This is a genomic window from Kribbella sindirgiensis, assembly GCF_004331435.1.
GTDB classification, from domain to species: Bacteria; Actinomycetota; Actinomycetes; order Propionibacteriales; family Kribbellaceae; genus Kribbella; species Kribbella sindirgiensis.
Map to the genome: position 1 here is coordinate 85,530 of NZ_SJKA01000008.1, position 15,648 is coordinate 101,177.

Here is a 15,648-nt window from a genome sequence, read left to right on the forward strand (position 1 = left end):
AGCTCAGGCTCGGTCGGCGGACAGTTCCTCGGCGATGCGGTCGCCGATCACGAGGCAGGCGGTGGCGGCGGGTGACGGCGCGTTCAGGACGTGCAGGGCGCGGCCGTCGCGGAGGAACAGGAAGTCGTCGACCAGCTTGCCGTCGCGCGTCACGGCCTGGGCGCGGACGCCGGCACCGGACCGTCGTACGTCGGAAACCTGCAGCTCCGGCAGCATCCGCCGCGCCTCGCGGACCAGCGCCCGGCCGGTGAGTGAGCGGACGATCTCCTTCGCGCCGGTGCGGGCGTACCGGCGGGCGAGCTTCCAGGTCCCGCGGTACGTCGCCGACTCCCACACGTCCCGTACGACGATCTTGCCCCACGAATACCCCTCGCGGGACAGCGCCGGGACGGCGTTCGGGCCGACGTGAACGCTGCCGTCGATGCCGCGGGTCAGGTGCACACCGAGGAACGGCAGGTCGGGATCGGGCACCGGGTACACCAGTCCCTTCACCAGGAACTCCCGCTCGGGGACGAGCTCGCTGTACTCGCCCCGGAACGGCAGGATGCGGACGCCCGGTTCCAGACCGGACGCACGCGCCAGCCGGTCGCTGTGCAGGCCCGCGCACACCGCCACGCGGTCGGCCTCGATCACGTCGTCGGTCGTCCGAACGCGCACCACGGAACCCGCGTTCTCGACCGCCGTCACAGACACCCCGGTCCGGATCTCGCCGCCCGCCGCGCAGACATCGTCGGCGAGGGCCGCGGCCACGAGCTTGAAGTCGACACGTCCCGTGGAGTCGACCGCCAGCGCGCCCTTCACCCGCAGGTGGGGCTCACGCTCCGCGACCTCGTCCAGGGTCAGCCGACGCACCGGGACGCCGTTCTCGCGGCCGATCCCGAAGAGGCGATCGAGCTGCGGTAGTTCGGCCTCGGTCGTCGCGACGACCAGCTTGCCCGGTACGTCGAGCGGGATGCCCTTCTCCTCGCAGTACTCGCGCAGCGCCGTACCGCCGGCCACGGCGAGCCGCGCCTTCAGCGAGCCTGGCCGGTAGTACAGCCCCGAGTGCACGACGCCCGAGTTGTGCCCGGTCTGGTGCGCCCCGACGGCCGGTTCCTTCTCCAGTACGACTACCGGCGTACCGGGATCGCGCCGCTGCAGGCTTCGCGCCACAGCCAGCCCCACGATCCCGCCACCGACCACCACCGCAGATCTCGTCACCTGTGAAAAGAGCGCGGACCCGTGGTCAGAAATACAGCCACTTGCGCAGCTCCGTCGCGAGCGCCACCGGTGCGTCGTACTGGATCAGGTGGCCGGCGTCGGGTACTTCGAGGTACGACGCCCCCGGGATGAGCCCGGCCAGCCGCCGCCCGGTCGCCGGCGGGATCCACGCGTCGTCGCTCCCCCAGACCACCTTGACCGGGATCGCGAGCTGGCCGACGGTCCGCTCGTTCTGACCCAGGAACTCCTCGTCGTACTGCGCGATCTGCCGATAGAACGCCGGCTGCCCGGCCTCGGTGCACCAGGGGGAAACCAGCGCTGCCAGCTCCTCGTCCCGCAGCCCGCGATGACTCGCGGCGCTCACGTACGCCCGCAGGATCGACTCGTGGATGTACGGCGGCAACTCGTCGAGCGTCGTCGGGTAGCGCTTCACGAACTGGAAGAACGCCGACCCGCTCGGCGGGATCGCCACCACGTCGACGAGCATCAACGACTCGTACGCCGCGCCCTCGGCCAGTGTTGCTCGCAAGGAGACAGCGCCGCCGAAGTCGTGTGCCACGACCCGTGGCCTGTCCAACTCCCAGTGCTCGAGCAACGCCGCGAACGCTTTCGCCTGCGCACCGAAGTCGACCGCGTGGTCGGGGTGCTTGGACGACTCGCCGTACCCCGGCATGTCCCACAGGTACACGCGGAAGTCGGCGCTCAACGCGTCCGCGTACCGCGACCACACGCGTGACGAGAACGGTGTCCCGTGGCAGAACACCACCGGTGGGCCGCTGCCGGCGCGTCCCCAGGCGATCGATCGGCCTTCCCAGCTGAATCGCTCGTCGACATCCATCCCACTACCTAACCATCTAGACGGTTCATGTCGGTTAGGAGGTGTGGGCGATCTGCTCCTGGATCCGGAACTCGAGACCGTCGGCGACCGCCAGGTACACGTCCTGGTCGACGAGGTTGCCGTCGAGACGGAGCAGGCCGCGGGGGCTGTCGTAGAAGTGGCCGCTCGGGAGTCCGGCCGACATCGCGATGGTGCCGCTGACCTCGCCGAGGCGGGCGAGGAAGCGGATCGCCTCGTAACAGGACTCGCCGACCGCGTTGAGCGCGGGCGCGAACGCCCCGAAGCGGGCGTAGTACCGCTGGGCGAACTCGTTGCTCTCGACGGTGGTGAGCTTGTCGAAGTACGCCGCCGCCGCGTAGACGCCGTGGTTCGCGCCCGATCCGGCGCCGAGCAGCGTATTCTCCTCGATCGCCGGGCTGAGACGGAGCAGTCTCTCGCTCAGCCCACCGGCCGCGAACTGCCGGTTGAAGTGCACCGCGTCCTGGCCCATCAGGAGCATGATCACGCCGTCGGCGTCAGTGGCCCGAAGTCCATCGATCACGTCCCGGAAGTCCGCCGTACCGAGCGGGACGTACGCCGAGTGCACGATCTCGGATCCCGTTCCCTGCAAGGCTTCCTGCGCAACCGAACCGGTGACCCGGGGATACACGTAGTCGTTGCCGACGACAACCCAGCGCCGGGCGCCGAGATGCTCGCGCAGCCAGTGCGCCGCCGGCAGCAGCTGGTTGACCGGGCGCTCGCCGAGCATGAACACACCAGGCGTGTCGTCACCGCCCTCGTGCATCGCCGCGAACGCGTACACCACCCGCCCGCCGATGCGTCGGGTCAGCGCGACCCGGACCGCGGAGATGTGCCAGCCGGCGACCGCTTCCACGCGACCCGTGTCGACGAGCCGCCCGACCTCCTCGGCGACGACCTCCGGTGGGCGGCCGGCGTCCACCTGGACGAGCTCGACCTGACGGCCCGCGATACCGTTCCGCGCGTTCAGTTGCTCGACCGCGAGTTGCCCGCAGGCCAGACACGACGGCCCGTAGATCCCGGTCGGCCCCTGCAACGGCACGACGAAGGCGATCGGCAGTACGTCAGTACGCCGCATCGTCACCTCCTCCAGTCGCGGCCAAGTCTGACCGACGATGCGGCGGAACCGCGAGCCACCGGTTATATTTCCCAGCACCTGAACCGAGGAGGAGGTGCGGCATGCTGCTGTTGCTGAAGCGGATGGAGCGGCAGTTCGAGCTGGGCCTGCAGCCGCTGCTCGGCGAGTTCGGGCTGACGATCGAGCAGTGGCGGATCATGGCCGCACTCCGCGAGGAGCCCGGACAGCCGATGACCGTCCTCGCACAGTCTGCCGTCCTGCCGGCCGCCAGCCTCACCCGGCACGTCGACAAGCTGGTCGAACGCGGCCTGGTTCTGCGCCGCATCCATACCAGTGACAAGCGACGGGTCATCATCGCGCTCTCCCCCGTCGGCGCCACGGTCGCCGAGCGTCTCGCCGCGGCCCAGCGCGGTCTCGAGGAAATGATTTCAAAGTACTTCCAGATGGAAATACACGAACGTAGCAGCTCGGCAACACAGCGGTAACACGGCGTTCCTAGGTTCCTTCCATTCGGGTGCATCCCCCGCCGGCAGCGTCGCCGGCCCGCCGGAGCACCGCTCGCCCGAAGGTGCCGCCAGGAGTTCGCCCATGTCTGTGGAACCCTCGCTCGACCACCGCACCACCGCAGAAGCCCCCGCGCCCACCACCGCGACCCGCGAGACACTCGAGGACTACACCCTCAGGTTCGCGCCGCGCAGCTACCGGAAATGGTCGACCGGCGTCGTCGCCGTCTCGGCCCTCGGCGGGATCGCGTACCTCGCTGACTTCGCGATCGGCGCGAACATCGGGATCTCGTACGGGACCACGAACGCGCTGTGGGGAATCGCGATCTTCGCCGTGGTGATCTTCGCGACCGGCCTGCCGCTCGCGTACTACGCCGCGCGCTACAACATCGACCTCGACCTGATCACCCGCGGCAGCGGCTTCGGGTACTACGGCTCGGTCGTCACCAATGTGATCTTCGCGTCCTTCACGTTCATTTTCTTCGCGCTCGAAGGCTCGATCATGGCGCAGGGCCTGCAACTGGGCCTGCACGTGCCGCTGTGGCTCGGGTACGCCGTCTCGACGCTGGTGATCTTCCCGCTGGTCATCTACGGGATGAAGGTGCTCTCCACGCTCCAGGTGTGGACGACTCCGCTGTGGCTGATCCTCATGGTGCTGCCGTTCGGCTACCTGCTCGTGTCGCACCCGTCGTCGGTGTCGACGTTTTTCGACTACGGTCCGGACGCCGACTTCGGTTCGATGCTGCTCGCGGCCGGCGTGTGCCTGTCGCTGATCGCGCAGATCGCGGAGCAGATCGACTACCTGCGGTTCATGCCGCCGAAGACCCCGGAGAACTCGCGCCGGTGGTGGACCGCGATGCTGCTCGCCGGTCCGGGCTGGGTGATCTTCGGCGCGCTGAAGCAGGTGATCGGCCTGTTCCTCGCCGTGTACCTGATCGCGAACGTCGCCGACTCGTCGTCGATCGCGAACCAGCCGGTACACCAGTTCCTGGAGATCTACCGCGGGTTCCTGCCCGGGTGGCTCGCGATGACGCTGGCCGTCGTACTGGTCGTCATCAGCCAGGTGAAGATCAACGTGACGAACGCGTACTCCGGTTCGCTGGCCTGGACGAACTCGTACACGCGGCTGACCCGGCACTACCCCGGACGGCTGGTGTTCCTCGGGTTCAACCTGGTGATCGCGCTGGTGCTGATGGAGGCGAACATGTTCGACTTCCTGAACACCATTCTCGGGTTCTACGCGAACTGCGGGATGGCGTGGATCGTGGTCGTTGCCTCGGACATCGTGTTCAACAAGTACCTGCTGGGGCTGTCCCCGAAGGCTCCCGAGTTCCGGCGCGGCATGCTGTACGCCGTCAACCCGGTCGGCTTCGTGTCGATGGCGGCGGCCGCGGGTGTCTCGATCGTCGTGTTCTTCGGTGGATTCGGCGCCGGCATCAAGCCGTACTCGCCACTCGTCGCGATCGGGCTCGCCCTGGTCCTCCCGCCGGTGCTGGCCGCGATCACCCGCGGCAAGTACTACCTGCGGCGGACCGACGACGGACTCGATTTGCCGATGTACGACGAGCACGGGAACCCGTCGGGCGAAGTACTGACGTGTCACGTGTGCCGCCAGCAGTACGAGCGCCCCGACATGACTGCCTGCGCGACGCACTCCGCGGCCGTGTGCTCGCTCTGCCTGAGCACAGACAAGGTGTCCGACCACGTCCTTCCCGCACAACGATGAGCCGCCCCGCGCCGGAGCTGCAATGATGCGGTTGGGGAGGATTACCTACCCAAAACGGACAGCAATCCTCCCCAATCCCGGCCCGTCCGGCTGCGCTCGCTCGCAGTCTCCGACCTCCGAAGGGAGTCAGCGGCGGTCACGTCTCGCCTTGAACAACGGGCCGGCCCCGCACCACTCACATGAACTTCACTCCCGCTGACGTCGAGAAGCTGCTGCTCTCCGTGGCCGGCATGGTCGCCCGCGACCGGCTGGCCCGGGGAGTGCTTCTCAACCACCCCGAAGCCGTCGCCCTGCTCAGCACCTGGGTGATCGAACGCGCCCGCGAAGGCGCTCTCGTGGCGGACCTGATGGAGACCGGTCGCACGGTGCTCACCCGCGATCAGGTGATGCCCGGAGTGGCCGAGCTCCTCCACGACGTCCAGGTCGAAGCCACCTTCCCGGACGGCCGCAAACTCGTGACTATCCACAGCCCGATCATTTGAAGGCAGGATCCATGGCCGACGACGATAGACTTAGCAAGGAAAGACAGGGCGGGGCGGGGCCTGGAGCAGTCCGGGTGCTCCCTGGGAGCATCCGATTGAATGCCGACCGCTCAGACGACGAGCGTCTGCGGCTGGTGATCGTGAACGCCGGCGACCGGCCGATCCAGATCGGCTCGCACCTGCACCTGCCGGACGCCAACTCGGCCCTCGCCTTCGACCGGGATGCCGCCCAGGGGTTCCGCCTGGACATCCCGTCGGGTACGTCGCAACGGTTCGAGCCCGGCGCTTCGCGCGAGGTGGCGCTGGTCGCGCTGCGAGGCAACCGCCGCGTGCCGGGCATCCAGTTGAAGGCGACTGATCGTGGTTGAGATCTCGCGGGCCGCGTACGCCGCGCTGTACGGGCCGACCGTCGGCGACCAGGTGCGGCTCGCGGATACCGACCTGTGGGTGGAGGTCGAGCAGGACTTCACCGTCGGCGGCGAGGAGGTCGTCTTCGGTGGCGGCAAGTCGATCCGCGAATCGATGGCGCAAGGGACGACGACCCGTGCGGACAGTGCGCCCGACACCGTCATCACCAACGTGCTGGTCGTGGACTGGTGGGGCATCGTGCGCGCGGACGTCGGCATTCGCGACGGCCGCATCGTCGCCCTCGGCCGCGCGGGCAACCCAGACATCGCGGACGGCGTCCACCCGGACCTCCGGATCGGGCCGTCCACCGACGTGATCGCCGGCGAGGGCCGCATCCTCACCGCCGGCGCGATCGACGCGCACGTCCACCTGCTGTCCCCGTCACAGCTCCACGAGGCGCTGGCGACCGGGATCACCACGATCGTCGGCGGCGGCACCGGCCCGAGCGAGGGTTCGAAGGCGACCACGGTCACCCCCGGCGCGTGGCACCTCGAGCAGATGCATCGCGCGCTGGACGCCGTACCGCTCAACATCCTCCTGCTCGGCAAGGGGAACACCGTCAGCGCCGAGGCCCTCGCCGAGCAGGCGCTCGCCGGCGCCGCCGGGTACAAGGTGCACGAGGACTGGGGTTCGACCCCGGCCGCGATCGACGCGTCACTGCGGGCCGCGGACGAGTGGGGGCTCCAGGTCGCGTTGCATGCCGACAGCCTGAACGAGGCCGGGTACGTCGAGTCGACCCTCGGCGCGATCGCGGGCCGGGGCATCCACGCGTTCCACGTCGAGGGCGCGGGCGGTGGTCATGCGCCGGACATCCTCTCGATCGCGTCGTACCCGCACGTCATCCCGGGCTCCACGAACCCCACGCTGCCGCACACGGTCAACACGGTCGCCGAGCACCTCGACATGCTCATGGTCTGCCACCACCTCAGCCCGGACGTCCCCGAGGACCTCGCGTTCGCCGAGTCCCGGATCCGCGCCACCACGATCGCCGCCGAGGACATCCTGCACGACCTCGGCGCGCTGTCGGTGACGTCGTCCGACGCGCAGGCGATGGGCCGGATCGGCGAGGTCGTCACCCGCACCTGGCAGGTCGCGCACGTGATGAAACACCGCCGCGGCGCGCTGACGGGCGGCCTTCCCGCCGACAACGAGCGGGTCCGCCGGTACGTCGCGAAGTACACGATCAACCCGGCCATTGCCCACGGCATCGATCACGTCGTCGGCTCGGTCGAACCCGGCAAGCTCGCGGACCTCGCGCTCTGGGACCCGCGGTACTTCGGGGTCCGCCCGAGCCTGGTGATCAAGGGCGGCGCGATCGCCTGGGCCGCCCTCGGCGATCCGAACGCCTCGATCCCGACGCCGCAGCCGGTGCTGATGCGGCCCGCGTTCGGGGACGCGATCGGGGCGGATCTCTCGTACACGTTCGTGTCCCCGGCCGCGCTCGAGAACGGACTGGCCGGGCGGCTCGGGCTGCGGCGCGAGCTGCTCGGCGTACGGCCGACGCGGGACATCACCAAGGCGGATCTGAAGAACAACGACGCGCTGCCGGCGATCGACATCGACCCGGAGACGTTCGCGATCAAGGTCGACGGTGAGCTGGTCGAGCCGGCGCCGGCGTCGGTCTTGCCGCTCGCTCAGCTGTACGCGATGTTCTGATGGGTAACGCGGAGCTGGTCGCGATGATGCTCGCCGACGGCCGGCTGCCGACCGGCGGGCACACCCAGTCCGGTGGCTTGGAGCCCGCGGTCCGCGCGGGCCTGGGTGCCGACGGCAGGCAACTCGCCGACGTCGCGGCCTATGTCCGCGATCGCCTCCGTACGACGACCCGCGTGGAAGCCGCTGTCGCTGTCCTCACTCGCCACATGGCGCTGGCACTTTCCGGAACAAAAGTTGCACCAGGCGACAAAAATGTTCCGGAAAGCCCCGAGCCCGTGGCGTTGGTCGAGGCGGCGTGGGCGGCGCGGGTGCCGAGCCACGTGGTGCGGGGCGTCTCGCGGCGGCAGGGGCGGCTGTTGTTGCGCCTGGCGCGGCGAGTATGGCCCGGCGTATCGACGTACCTGCCGAACGACGGCGAGATCGCGAGACCCGTCGTACTCGGAGTCGTCGGGGCGGTGACCGGGCTGTCGGCTGAGCAGGTGGCGCGGACCGTCGCGTACGACGACGCGCAGACCGTCATCTCCGCGTCCCTGAAGCTGCTGCCCGTGGACCCAGCCGACGCGGCGACCTGGCTAGCCGGCCTGCACGACGACATCGAACGGCTCGTCAAGGACGTCGCGCCGCTGACCCGCGTCGACGAGATCCCGGCCGACGGTGCGCCGCTGATCGACGTGTTCGCGCACCACCACGCCATCGAGAGAATGAGGTTGTTCCATGCCTGACACGCCTGAGACCCGCTCGTTCCGCCTGGGAGTCGCAGGACCGGTCGGCACCGGCAAGAGCTCGCTGATCGCGACCGTCTGCCGCGAGCTCGCCACCGAACTCCGGCTCGGTGTCATCACCAACGACATCTACACCGACGAGGACGCGCGGCTGCTGCGCTCGGCCGGCGTCCTCGACCCGGAACGCATCCGCGCGGTCGAGACCGGGGCCTGCCCGCACACCGCGATCCGCGACGACGTCACCCCGAACCTGATCGCGGTCGAAGACCTCGAACGCGACTTCGCGCCGCTCGACGTCGTCCTGGTCGAGTCCGGCGGCGACAACCTGACAGCGACGTTCTCCCCCGCCCTCGTCGACGCGCAGATCTTCGTCCTCGACGTGGCCGGCGGCGGTGACGTGGCCCGCAAGGGCGGTCCCGGTATCGCCCGCGCCGACCTCCTGATCGTGAACAAGACCGACCTCGCGCCGTACGTCGGGGTCGACGTCGAGCAGATGGTGAAGGACGCCGAGACGGCCCGCGACGGGAAACCCGTGATCGCGCTCTCGCGCACGGATCCCGCCTCGATCGCACTCCTGACCGCATGGGTGCGATCGATGGCGCACGTCGTACGCACCGGCGACCACACACCCGTCGATCCCGGTCCCATGGCCCCGCACTCGCACATCGGCGAGAACGGCGAGGTCATCACCCATGTCCACACGCATTGAGGTCGTCGCCGACCCGGTCCGGGACCGCTGCCTGCTGACGACCGACCACCTGTCACCGCGGCAACTGCCCGGTGCCGCCGGCGTCGTACGCGTCGCCCTCGTCGCAGCCGGTGCGCTGCTCCTTGCCGGTGACGACGTACGCATCGAGATCGCGGTGTCCGGCGCCGTCCGGCTGGAGATCGTGGAGACCGCCGGAACCGTTGCCTACGGCATGCGTGGCGGTTCCGCGCGCTGGGACATCGACATCCGGCTGACGGACGGCGCCAGCCTCCAGTGGTACGCCGAACCGTTCGTCGTCGCCGCCGACGCCGACGTCACCCGTACGACGACCGTACGCCTCGCGGCCGGCTGCACCGCGCACCTTCGCGAGTCACTCGTCCTGGGACGGCAGGGCGAAACCGGCGGCGTCCTGCGTACCGCGACCCGTGCCTGGCTCGGCGAGGATCTCCTCCTCGCCGAGGACCTCGACCTCTCCCCCGACACTCGCACCGGCTGGGCGGTCCTGGGTACGAACCGTTGCCTCGACACCGTGACCACGCTCGGCTTCCGGCTACCCGACGACCCACAGACTCTGCAGCTCGAAGGCCCGGGCTCGATCGCTCGCCGACTGGTCCACGAACAGCATCAGAGCACCCTGAACCACCCAGCCTCCGCGAGCTACGCCCGGTAAGCGCTCCACATGTTGCTCATCCGGGTGCTCTGGTCGAGGGTGAACTGGTTGTAGCAGGAGTCGTACGAGTAATCCATGTAGTTGTGGATCGGGTCCAGGCCCGGCAGCGAGCACGAGTCGCGTCCGGTCGGGCAGCCGTTGGTCGGGCTGCTCTGCGCGGGCGTATCGGCGACCTCGTCGTTCGTCGCCGTACAACCGCCCTGGAACGTGTGGTACAGCCCGAGCCAGTGGCCCGCTTCGTGCGTCGCGGTCTCACCGAGGTCGTAGTTCGTCGCCGAGCCACCGGGCAGCGACGTGTACTGCACGCGGATCCCGTCGATGCCGGGCTGCCGCGCGTAGTCCCAGGGGAACGTCGCGATCCCGAGGTACGCGAAGTCGACCAGCCAGATGTTCAGCGCGTTCTTGCCGCCCTGACGGGTCTTCTTCCGGTACGTGCTGCTCTGCTTGTCCTTGTGCCACTGGTTGTTGTCGTACTTGTCGACACCGGCCAGCGTGAACGTGAAGCCGGTGTTCGCGGCCTGCGACGACTCCTGGCCGCCGAACGTCTTGTTCAGTACGGCGATCTGCTGCGAGATCTGGGTGTCGGTGACGTCACCGTTGCCGGCGGCGTCCCGCATCACGTGCACGTAAACGGGCACGTTCACCGACGCGGCGGCACGGGCGGTCTTTGCCTTGAGCAACCGCGCCGTCCGGGCCTCGATCGCCTTCTGCTCGGAGACCGAGATGTCGCGGGTGTCGGCGCCGTGACCGCCCTTCGCGGACGCGCCGGCAGGCGGTACGAAGCAGTCCGGCGCCTCGCCGACCGGCGTTCGCGCGGTCGCCTGACCGCTCAGTGGAGTCAGGACCAGAGCCGCACCGGAAACCAGGACCGCCAGGGCACGGGAACGGGGGATGAGAGATCGCACAGCTGCGCTCCTCCAGGTCGGGCCGCTGGGCGGGCGGCCGGTTGCCCCGAATACTGCCCAGCACTTACCTGACACGGAAGCGGTCGCTCCCCAAAATCAGGGGAATCCTTCGCCATGACTCAATGATTGCTATATACCGATGAACTGACTATTGTCGGCGCATGTCCTCTTCCGAGATGCGCGAGCCGACGTTCCTCGTCCTGGCCGCCCTCGCCGACGGCCGCAAACACGGCTACGCGGTGATCAGCGAGGTGTCAGCCCTGTCCAGCGGCCGCGTCACCCTCCGCCCCGGCACCCTGTACGCCGCCCTCGACCGCCTCCGCGACGAAGGTCTGGTCCGCCCGGCCGGCGAGGAGATCGTCGACGGCCGCCTCCGTCGCTACTACGAACTCACGGACGCCGGCGCCGAGACGCTGTCCACCGAGGCGGCTCGACTGCAGTCCAACGCCGACCAGGCGCTCCGCAAGCTCCGGCTCCGGCTGGGTCCCGCGGCCGGAGGTGGTGTCGCATGAGCGCCCTGTACCGCGCCGTACTGAAGTGCTACCCGCGCTGGTGGCGCGACCAGCACGGCGAGGAGGCGCTCGGTCTGTTGCTCGACTCCGCCGAGGCTCGTGGCCGCGCCGACTTCAGGGATCTGCTCAACCTGGCGGCCCACGCCGCTCGGCTCCGCCTGACCCAGGCAGGTCCGCCCACGCTGGTGCAGGGCATCCGCAACCGGGTGTCGGTGATCGCGGTGGCACTGCTGGCCGCGATCAGCAGTACATTCCTGGTCTTCGGCGAGTGGGCGCCCTGGGATCCGCAATCGAGTATGGAGGGCTCGCCGATCGGTAACGTAACCACCGGATCGATCCCCTTCCTCGCCGGACTGCTTGCCGCGCTCGCGATGGTTCTCGGCCGGGCGGTCTCGGCACGATGGCTCGCCACCTTCAGCGCACTGAGCGCGCTGGCGATCATGGCGCCGCCGATCGAGCAGTTCGCGCACAGCTTCGGCTTCACCCGGCCGCCAGGCGGCATCCTCGCCTTCGTCATCCTGGTGAGCGCGCTCGCCGCAACCGGTGAGCCGGTGCCGCCCCGCAGCAGCTCGCGCGGCCTGTTCGCGCTGCTCGCAGCCGGTCCGACCATCGCCGCGATGCTCGTCCTCGCATCGTCACTCGGTCCCGAGCCTTGGTTCTTCTACCGCCAACCTGACCAGGTCTCGCTACGGATCGCCCTCGGAATCCTGCTCGGCACAGGCCTGATCGTGCTGGCCACCGTCCTGCTGATCGCGGGCCACCGGACCTGGGGCACCGCCCTCGCGGTCAACTCGGCCCCCTGGCTGCTGCTGTTCGCCCTCGACCCAACGGTGCGCGGCGCAGGAGCCGCACCAATCAGCGGCCTGAGCCTGCTGGCCCTCGTGGTCGGAGCCGCGCTACTCACCGGTCTGATCGTGGTCCGCACTCAGACCTTCAGGCGCAGCGCGACGAAATCCCAGCGGTAGCGCGGATCGGTCGAGCTGCGCAGGTCGTCGCGGTCCGCGGCGGCCACCGAACCGATGCCGTCCCTGGTTCCGGGCGCCGAGGTCTTGCGGTCGAATTACCGATCACTCACCAGCAACTGCTCGAGCACCTCCGCGGCCTCGTCGTACCCGGCATCGGCGATCCGCTGCAACTCCCGAAGATCACGAACAGCCGCCGCCCGCCGCGTCAGCAACTCCCCCGCGTGCAGGCACCCCTCGTCCAGCAGATCACTCAGCTCCTGTACGTCGCCACGCGCCTCGGCCAGGTCCGCAAGCCGGTCCAAGGCCCGCTCGTTGCCGTCGTCAGCGAGTGCGCGCAGGGTTTCCCGATCGTTGGTCATACCCTGATCGTGCGACATTGCCCCAGGGGAAGGGTCAAGCTGGTGCCGTGATCACCATCGGCCAGTTGGCGCAGTACGTCGGCGTCTCGACCAAGACGATCCGCGTCTACCACGAGAAAGGACTGCTCCCCGAGCCCCCGCGCGACGAGTCGGGGTACCGCCGGTACTCCGCGCAGGACCTCGTCGAGCTGATCAAGATCCGCACGCTGGCCGAGGCCGGTCTGCCGCTGGCCAAGATCGCGCAAGTCGGTTCACCCGCGGAACTGCAGGCTGCGGCGTCTGCGGCGGAGACCGAGCTGACCGCCCGGATCGAGCGGCTCACCGGCACGCTCGCCCGGCTGCGAGACCTTGCTGCCGGCAACAACCCGTTCCTGCCGCCGGACGTCGAGCAGCACCTGCTGCGGCTGCACGAGCTCGGATTCTCCGAACGCTGGATCGCGCTCGAGAGCGATCTCTGGATTCTCTCGTTCGCGACCGACCCGGACACCGCCCGGCAGTACTTCACGGATCAGGCGCACGCGCAGGCCGATCCTGAGCTCCGCGGCCTCTACCTCGCGTACGACAGCGCCTACGACCTCGCCCCGGACGACCCGGCGCTCGCGGATCTCGCGCAGCGGATCGTCACAGCGTCGCTCGAGCGCTATCCGGTCGACGAGCTGCGCCAAGATGCGTCCGAGAGAGCCCTGCCCCAGCTCGTTCAGTCCTCGATCAACGCGTCGTCGCCGGCCTGGGAACGCCTCGACGCGCTGATCCGCGGACGGCTGTCGGAGCACTTCTAACCGACGTGGACCCACGGTCTGTTCGAGCGTTTGGGTTCGGCTCGGCGGAGGACTTCGCGGGTGACTGGGGGGACGTCGCCTTCGCCGGAGATCAGGTAGCGGAAGAGGAAATAGAACGGGTTGCCCTCGGCCCAGGCGAAGTAGATGTGGGGCATCACGTTCCAGTCGTCGCGCATCTTCAGCAGCAGGGCGGCGATGGCGTTCGGGACGCTGGGGCTGTCGACGCGCAGGATCTTGTAGCCGAAGCGTTCCTCGCCGCGGACGTCCAGCTCGGTCTCGAACTGGGACGCGTCGGTCAGGGTGACCTCGAGGAACAGGATCGGCAGACCTTCCGGCAGGTTACGCACCTCGCGCTGCTCGGCCTCCTTCTCCTGGTACTCCGCCTCGTCGCGCGCGTCCGGCTCGTTCGCGATGATCCGCAGCTCGCCGTGCCGGGCGGCCGCGGCGATCAGCCGGCACGCCTCCTCGTCGAACCGGACCTCGGTGGCCCGCAGCTCCAGCGACCGGGTGGCGCGCGAGATCAGCGAGGTGAGGATGATCGCGACGATGAAGAACGAGGCGATCTGCACACCGTCCGGCCGCTCGATGATGTTCGCCACGGTCGTGTAGAGCAGCACCACGCTGATCACGCCGAACCCGACGGTCTTGGCCCGCTCCCCCTTCCGCCGGGCGGACAGCGTGACCGCGATCGACGCGGACATGATCAGCACCAGTACGCCGGTCGCGTACGCACCGCCCTGCGCGTCGACGTCGGCCTTGAACAGGATCGTGATCACGAACGCGATCAGCCCGAACACGATCACCAGCGGCCGGGTCGCCCGCGCCCAGTCCGGGACCATGCCGTAGCGGGGCAGGTAGCGCGGCACGATGTTCAGCAGGCCCGCCATCGCCGACGCCCCGGCGAACCACAGGATGAGGATGGTGCTGACGTCGTACACGGTCCCGAAGACGTTGCCGAGGTGCTCGTGCGCAAGGTAGGCGAGCGCTCTCCCGGAGGCCTCGCCGCCGTCCTTGAACTCGTCCTCGGGGATCAGCACGATCGTCGTGAAGCTGCTGGTGATCAGGAACCCGCTCATGATCAACGCGGCCGTGGTCAGCAGCTTGCGGGTGTTGCGGATCCGCGTCTCCGGGTGCGCCGGGTCGTCCTCGGGCGCGCCGTCGACCTGCGGCATCACCGCGACACCGGTCTCGAAGCCGGACAGGCCGAGGGCGAGCTTCGGGAACACGACCAGCGAGATGCCGATCATCACCCAGATGTTCGAGTGCTCGGTGGTCAGCATGCCGCGCCAGTTCGTGACCAGCTCCGGCGCGGTGACGACGTTCCAGAGCGCGTTCGCGACCACGATCAGGTTCAGGCCGAGGTACACCACGACCAGCGCGACCGCGATCCCGATGGCCTCGCCGAAGCCGCGCAGGAACACGCCCGCCAACAGGGCCAGCAGCACCAGGGTGATGATCACCTCCTTGCCCTCGAACCAGTGCGGCACGTACGGGTTCTCGACCACGTGCGCGGTGGCGTCGGCGGCGGACAGCGTCATCGTGATGATGAAGTCGGTGGCCATGAAGCCGAGCAGGACCAGGATCGTGAACTTGCCCTTCCAGCGGCCGAGCAGCCGGTCAAGCATCGCGATGGAGCCTTCGCCGTGCGGACTCTCGGCCGCGACCCGGCGGTAGACCGGCAGCGCGCCGAGCAGGGTCAGGAGAACCAGGATCAACGTCGCGACCGGTGACAGCAGCCCGACCGCGGCCGCGGCGATCGCGGGCTGGTAGCCGAGCGTCGAGAAGTAGTCGACACCGGTCAGGCACATCACCTTCCACCAGCGGTGGGTCGGGTGCGGCGCCGGCCGATGCGGGCCCGGGTGCCCGGCCGGACGGTCGTGCAGCAACCAGCCGACCACCCGCCCATGGGTGGGCGGCGGGACGCCGACCGTCTCGTTCTCACGCGTTTCTGTCACCGCCCGGAGCCTAACCAGCGCTCGGCCTCCACCCGGCCGTTTCTAACGCCTCTCTAACACCCCCAGAACGTGAGGCACGGCACGCTCCCAGCGTCTATAGCGGCGTCGAGGCCGAGCCGGCTTCCACATGTTGCGTTGTTCGCCAACTTCCAGATAGCGCCCT

17 protein-coding genes are annotated in these 15,648 nt (G+C 69.0%); 11 read left to right on the forward strand and 6 right to left on the reverse strand.

Annotation, left to right across the window (positions count from 1 at the left end):
• Nucleotides 1-3 precede the first annotated feature (3 nt).
• The 3 genes from lhgO to E0H50_RS23760 are packed head-to-tail and all read right to left on the reverse strand — an operon-like array spanning nucleotide 4 to nucleotide 3,134.
• Nucleotides 4-1,200: an L-2-hydroxyglutarate oxidase gene (gene lhgO, locus E0H50_RS23750; RefSeq protein ID WP_131292214.1), complete on the reverse strand. Its 1,197-nt coding sequence runs from the start codon at nucleotides 1,198-1,200 to the stop codon at nucleotides 4-6.
• 25 nt (nucleotides 1,201-1,225) lie between these two features.
• On the reverse strand, nucleotides 1,226-2,038 hold the full coding sequence (locus tag E0H50_RS23755; RefSeq protein WP_131292216.1) for an alpha/beta fold hydrolase: 813 nt from the start codon (nucleotides 2,036-2,038) through the stop codon (nucleotides 1,226-1,228).
• A 34-nt stretch (nucleotides 2,039-2,072) separates the two neighbouring features.
• Nucleotides 2,073-3,134, reverse strand: coding sequence for a substrate-binding domain-containing protein (locus E0H50_RS23760; RefSeq protein ID WP_131292218.1), 1,062 nt, complete (start codon nucleotides 3,132-3,134; stop codon nucleotides 2,073-2,075).
• 101 nt (nucleotides 3,135-3,235) lie between these two features.
• Here E0H50_RS23760 and E0H50_RS23765 point away from each other — a divergent pair, with 101 nt between their 5' ends.
• The 8 genes from E0H50_RS23765 (at nucleotide 3,236) to E0H50_RS23800 (ending at nucleotide 10,010) form a co-directional block, all read left to right on the forward strand.
• Nucleotides 3,236-3,619, forward strand: a complete 384-nt coding sequence (locus E0H50_RS23765; protein WP_131292220.1) for a MarR family winged helix-turn-helix transcriptional regulator — start codon at nucleotides 3,236-3,238, stop codon at nucleotides 3,617-3,619.
• Nucleotides 3,620-3,722: 103 nt separating this feature from the next.
• The gene (locus E0H50_RS23770; protein WP_131292222.1) at nucleotides 3,723-5,363 is read left to right on the forward strand and encodes a hypothetical protein; all 1,641 of its coding nucleotides are present in this window, start codon (nucleotides 3,723-3,725) and stop codon (nucleotides 5,361-5,363) included.
• Between the two features lie 179 nt (nucleotides 5,364-5,542).
• A complete protein-coding gene (locus tag E0H50_RS23775; RefSeq protein ID WP_131292223.1) occupies nucleotides 5,543-5,845 on the forward strand; it encodes an urease subunit gamma in 303 nt (100 codons plus the stop codon).
• A gap of 95 nt (nucleotides 5,846-5,940) precedes the next feature.
• Nucleotides 5,941-6,213 (forward strand): urease subunit beta, encoded by a 273-nt coding sequence (ureB, locus tag E0H50_RS23780; protein WP_238151171.1) that lies wholly within the window; start codon nucleotides 5,941-5,943, stop codon nucleotides 6,211-6,213.
• Nucleotides 6,206-7,909: an urease subunit alpha gene (locus tag E0H50_RS23785; protein WP_131292227.1), complete on the forward strand. Its 1,704-nt coding sequence runs from the start codon at nucleotides 6,206-6,208 to the stop codon at nucleotides 7,907-7,909. Before ureB ends, E0H50_RS23785 begins: the two co-directional genes overlap by 8 nt.
• Nucleotides 7,909-8,631 (forward strand): urease accessory protein UreF, encoded by a 723-nt coding sequence (locus tag E0H50_RS23790; protein ID WP_131292229.1) that lies wholly within the window; start codon nucleotides 7,909-7,911, stop codon nucleotides 8,629-8,631. Before E0H50_RS23785 ends, E0H50_RS23790 begins: the two co-directional genes overlap by 1 nt.
• On the forward strand, nucleotides 8,624-9,340 hold the full coding sequence (gene ureG, locus E0H50_RS23795; RefSeq protein WP_131292231.1) for an urease accessory protein UreG: 717 nt from the start codon (nucleotides 8,624-8,626) through the stop codon (nucleotides 9,338-9,340). Before E0H50_RS23790 ends, ureG begins: the two co-directional genes overlap by 8 nt.
• Complete coding sequence (locus E0H50_RS23800) at nucleotides 9,324-10,010, forward strand: urease accessory protein UreD (protein ID WP_131292233.1); 687 nt, start codon at nucleotides 9,324-9,326, stop codon at nucleotides 10,008-10,010. The genes ureG and E0H50_RS23800 overlap by 17 nt, the downstream gene beginning before the upstream one ends.
• Here the strand turns inward: E0H50_RS23800 and E0H50_RS23805 are convergent.
• Nucleotides 9,998-10,915, reverse strand: coding sequence for a zinc metalloprotease (locus tag E0H50_RS23805; RefSeq protein WP_131292235.1), 918 nt, complete (start codon nucleotides 10,913-10,915; stop codon nucleotides 9,998-10,000). The two genes, E0H50_RS23800 and E0H50_RS23805, sit on opposite strands and share 13 nt — an antisense overlap.
• A 161-nt stretch (nucleotides 10,916-11,076) precedes the next feature.
• On the opposite strand from E0H50_RS23805, the gene E0H50_RS23810 reads away from it, so the two are divergent.
• Nucleotides 11,077-11,427, forward strand: a complete 351-nt coding sequence (locus E0H50_RS23810) for a PadR family transcriptional regulator (RefSeq protein WP_131292237.1) — start codon at nucleotides 11,077-11,079, stop codon at nucleotides 11,425-11,427.
• The gene (locus E0H50_RS23815) at nucleotides 11,424-12,392 is read left to right on the forward strand and encodes a hypothetical protein (protein ID WP_131292239.1); all 969 of its coding nucleotides are present in this window, start codon (nucleotides 11,424-11,426) and stop codon (nucleotides 12,390-12,392) included. Before E0H50_RS23810 ends, E0H50_RS23815 begins: the two co-directional genes overlap by 4 nt.
• 95 nt (nucleotides 12,393-12,487) lie before the next feature.
• On the opposite strand, the gene E0H50_RS23820 is transcribed toward E0H50_RS23815, so the two are convergent.
• Nucleotides 12,488-12,751 carry a hypothetical protein gene (locus tag E0H50_RS23820; RefSeq protein WP_131292240.1) on the reverse strand — a complete coding sequence of 88 codons (264 nt, stop codon included), beginning with the start codon at nucleotides 12,749-12,751 and terminating at the stop codon, nucleotides 12,488-12,490.
• A 47-nt stretch (nucleotides 12,752-12,798) separates the two neighbouring features.
• Here E0H50_RS23820 and E0H50_RS23825 point away from each other — a divergent pair, with 47 nt between their 5' ends.
• A complete protein-coding gene (locus E0H50_RS23825) occupies nucleotides 12,799-13,530 on the forward strand; it encodes a MerR family transcriptional regulator (RefSeq protein ID WP_131292242.1) in 732 nt (243 codons plus the stop codon).
• Here E0H50_RS23825 and E0H50_RS23830 read toward each other — a convergent pair.
• Complete coding sequence (locus E0H50_RS23830; RefSeq protein ID WP_131292244.1) at nucleotides 13,527-15,485, reverse strand: APC family permease; 1,959 nt, start codon at nucleotides 15,483-15,485, stop codon at nucleotides 13,527-13,529. The two genes, E0H50_RS23825 and E0H50_RS23830, sit on opposite strands and share 4 nt — an antisense overlap.
• Nucleotides 15,486-15,648: the final 163 nt, after the last annotated feature.

Bases quoted from the DNA above. Each gene is read 5' to 3' on its own strand.
- E0H50_RS23770 (WP_131292222.1), top strand. From the start codon at position 3,723: ATGTCTGTGGAACCCTCGCTCGACCACCGCACCACCGCAGAAGCCCCC.
- E0H50_RS23765 (WP_131292220.1), top strand. From the start codon at position 3,236: ATGCTGCTGTTGCTGAAGCGGATGGAGCGGCAGTTCGAGCTGGGCCTG.
- E0H50_RS23810 (WP_131292237.1), top strand. From the start codon at position 11,077: ATGTCCTCTTCCGAGATGCGCGAGCCGACGTTCCTCGTCCTGGCCGCC.
- E0H50_RS23790 (WP_131292229.1), top strand. From the start codon at position 7,909: ATGGGTAACGCGGAGCTGGTCGCGATGATGCTCGCCGACGGCCGGCTG.
- E0H50_RS23755 (WP_131292216.1), bottom strand. From the start codon at position 2,038: ATGGATGTCGACGAGCGATTCAGCTGGGAAGGCCGATCGATCGCCTGG.
- E0H50_RS23820 (WP_131292240.1), bottom strand. From the start codon at position 12,751: ATGACCAACGATCGGGAAACCCTGCGCGCACTCGCTGACGACGGCAAC.
- E0H50_RS23815 (WP_131292239.1), top strand. From the start codon at position 11,424: ATGAGCGCCCTGTACCGCGCCGTACTGAAGTGCTACCCGCGCTGGTGG.
- E0H50_RS23775 (WP_131292223.1), top strand. From the start codon at position 5,543: ATGAACTTCACTCCCGCTGACGTCGAGAAGCTGCTGCTCTCCGTGGCC.
- E0H50_RS23800 (WP_131292233.1), top strand. From the start codon at position 9,324: ATGTCCACACGCATTGAGGTCGTCGCCGACCCGGTCCGGGACCGCTGC.
- E0H50_RS23760 (WP_131292218.1), bottom strand. From the start codon at position 3,134: ATGCGGCGTACTGACGTACTGCCGATCGCCTTCGTCGTGCCGTTGCAG.
- ureG (WP_131292231.1), top strand. From the start codon at position 8,624: ATGCCTGACACGCCTGAGACCCGCTCGTTCCGCCTGGGAGTCGCAGGA.